Source organism: Allocoleopsis sp., assembly GCF_036703385.1.
GTDB lineage: Bacteria > Cyanobacteriota > Cyanobacteriia > Cyanobacteriales > Coleofasciculaceae > Allocoleopsis.
Genome location: NZ_DATNPA010000159.1, coordinates 1 through 3,247 on the forward strand (window position 1 = coordinate 1; position 3,247 = coordinate 3,247).

Here is a 3,247-nt window from a genome sequence, read left to right on the forward strand (position 1 = left end):
AGTAATACAAAAAACAAAAATTGCTCAACCTGGTTAAGAATGTATTTACAAATAATTTTTAACTTGTTAGGTAAGGCTGAAAATACCACTCAGCTAGTAGGAGAGTTTTATGACGAAGAGCAATTTCTGCCACTTCAGCCACTACCGATAAAATTGAGCGATAAACAAGGAATTTTCTTACTCTATCTAAATAAGTTGATGTTGTGTTATTTATTTGGAAAGTCCCATGAAGCTGCTAAAAATGCAGTAATCGCACAAAAGTTTTTAGATGGTGTGATGGGAATGGCAGCTATACCTATATTTCATTTTTATGATTCCCTCGCCCACTTAAGTATATTTACTGATTCTTCAAAGTTTGAAAAAGAAATTGCTCTCAAGCGGGTTGAGGCTAATCAAGAGAAAATGCAGATATGGGCGAATCACGCTTCAATGAATTATTTGCATAAATTTTATCTAGTGGAGGCTGAAAAAGCACGAATTTTTGACCAATTCGTCGAAGCAACGGATTACTACGATCGCGCGATTTCCCTAGCTAAAGAAAACGAATACATCCACGAAGCAGCACTCGCCTACGAACTTGCAGCTAAGTTCTATTTATCCAGGGAAAAAGGACTAATTGCTAGAGCTTATATACAGGAAGCTCGTTACTGCTATCAACTCTGGGGTGCGGCGGCTAAAGTCACAGATTTAGAGACGCGATATCCGCAGTTATTTGTAATCAATCAGCCGACAATTCAAGAAATATCAACAACTGATAGTCGTTCGAGTTCTTCCTTGGATATCGCTACGGTAATGAAGGCTTCCGAAGCAATTTCAGGCGAAATTGTTCTCGACAAGCTGCTGTCTAAGCTAATGAAAATTATGATTGAAAATGTCGGCGCTCAAATCGGCTATCTAATTTTAGAGAATCAAGGAAAATTAGTAATTGAAGCTGAAGGTGCCTTAGATGGTAAAGAGGTAACAGTACTACAATCCATTCCCCTTGAAAATTGTCAAAACCTGGCTGAATCTATTGTCGGTTATGTAGCCAGAACTAAAGAAAAGGTGGTGCTAAATGATGCCACCTATGATGGACAATTTACAAATGACCCTTATATCAAAAACACACAACCCAAATCTATCTTATGTGCGGCTTTGATGAATCAAGGACAACTCAGTGCGATTGTTTATTTAGAAAATCGCCTGACAGCACAAGCCTTCACTCCCGAACGGTTGGAAATTTTGCAATTATTATCGGGACAAGCCGCGATCGCAATTAGCAATGCCAAACTCTACACTGAAGTTAAGGAACGTGAAAACCGACTGACTCAATTTATCGATGCCATGCCAATTGGCGTTGCCGTACATGATACCACCGGACAGATTACTTACGCCAATCAGAAAGCACACCAACTTAGCGGAATCAACATTATCCCCGAAGCCAATACTGAGAAATTAGCACAAGCTTGCCAACTTTATCAAGTAGGAACGAATCAGTTATATCCCACTCCCCAACTGCCTCATGTTCGTTCTTTAGGGGGTGAAACTGTCAAAATTGAGGATATAGAGCTTCACCGACCTGATAGAATTATCTCTTTAGAAGTTTCCAGCACACCCATTGTTGATGAAACGGGTAAAATTAATTATGTGATCGCAACCTTTCAAGACATCACCGAACGCAAACAAGCCGAAAAAATTTTAGCCGATTACAACAGGACTTTAGAGAAAGAAATAACCGAGCGCACCCTACAACTCATTGACCAAAATATCCTGCAAGAACGCAACCGCATGGCGCGAGAAATTCACGATACGCTCGCGCAAGCATTTACAGGCATTATCGTACATTTAGCCGCAGCAGAACGAGCTATAGCAAGAGATTTACAACAGGTGCTTACCCATATTCAAACAGTACGCGAATTAGCCAAAAATGGACTTTTTGAAGCGAAACGATCGGTAGAAGCTTTACGTCCGCAATTATTAGAAAATAGCGATTTATCTACAGCTCTTAACCACATTGCTACACAGATGTCATCCCATACCGGGACTAGCACTGTGTTGGAAGTAATGGGTACAGTATATTCTCTACCAGTAGAAGTAGAAAATAACCTGTTACGAATCGGACAAGAAGCACTAACAAATGCTTTTAAATATGCTAAAGCTAACAGAATCCAAATTGAGCTAATTTATGAAGGTACACAGTTGATTTTGCGGGTGCAAGATAACGGACAGGGATTTGATCTGGAGAGTCCTTGTTTTAGTACTGGCTTTGGTTTGTTGGGTATGAGAGAACGAGCCGATCGCATCGGAGCAAAACTAGCTGTCAACAGCCAGTCGGGAAAGGGAACAGAAGTGGTAGTATCCATTAATCGCGAGTAAGCCGATTTGAAACCGTTAATTGTGTAATTTTGCTTGAGCGCTAATTTCACAAAATCAAGGGTGCAGGCAATGATCGATCCATCAAATCCCATTCGCGTTTTAATCGCTGACGATCATGCGATCGTGCGGCAGGGTTTAGTAGCATTGTTAGAGCAGGAACCCGATTTGTCAGTGGTGGCGCAAGCCGGTGATGGACAGGAAGCCGTCAAACTGTTTTGCCAACATCAGCCGGACGTGGTATTGATGGATTTGCGGATGCCTCAAATGGATGGAGTGGCAGCAATTACTGCTATTTGTGCGGAGGAAGCTAACGCTCAGATTGTCGTGCTGACAACTTATGACGGCGACGAAGACATCTATCGGGGACTGCGGGCGGGTGCTAAGGGTTATGTGCTTAAGGATGCCGATCCTGACCAGCTATTTGCTGCTATTCGCACGGTTTCTGGCGGGAAAAAGTATATTCCGCCTACTGTGGGAGCAAAGCTAGCAGAACGGATGGACAATCCTCAACTGAGCGATCGCGAGTTGGAAGTAGTTCGCCTGATTGTTGCTGGTAAAAGCAACCAGGAAATTAGCACTGTTTTGCACATTAGCGAAAGTACAGTTAAGTTTCACATCAACAAGATTTTGATTAAGTTAGGAGTAAATGACCGCACCCAAGCTGCGATCGCGGCGTTGAAACGAGGGATTGCCAGTCTGTAGAAGTGGGCTATTGAACCCTGTAAACCTTCACATTTCACCGCAAGTTGGGATATCACAGGAGTGTTAGAAGCTGCCACAGAGGTTTAACCATGCCCCAAAGAAAATCAGATGCACGGGAAACACTATTTTTAGAACCAGGTACATTGTGGGCAAAGGTGACTGAGCGAACTGAACACGCCCTCCATTGCGG

Annotated in this window: 2 protein-coding genes; both read left to right on the forward strand. The window is 42.5% G+C overall.

The window, feature by feature from the left end:
* The first annotated feature begins 39 nt into the window (after positions 1-39).
* On the forward strand, positions 40-2,355 hold the full coding sequence (locus V6C93_RS08075; protein WP_333476143.1) for a GAF domain-containing sensor histidine kinase: 2,316 nt from the start codon (positions 40-42) through the stop codon (positions 2,353-2,355).
* Between the two features lie 69 nt (positions 2,356-2,424).
* Positions 2,425-3,057 carry a response regulator transcription factor gene (locus tag V6C93_RS08080; protein WP_333476144.1) on the forward strand — a complete coding sequence of 211 codons (633 nt, stop codon included), beginning with the start codon at positions 2,425-2,427 and terminating at the stop codon, positions 3,055-3,057.
* Positions 3,058-3,247: the final 190 nt, after the last annotated feature.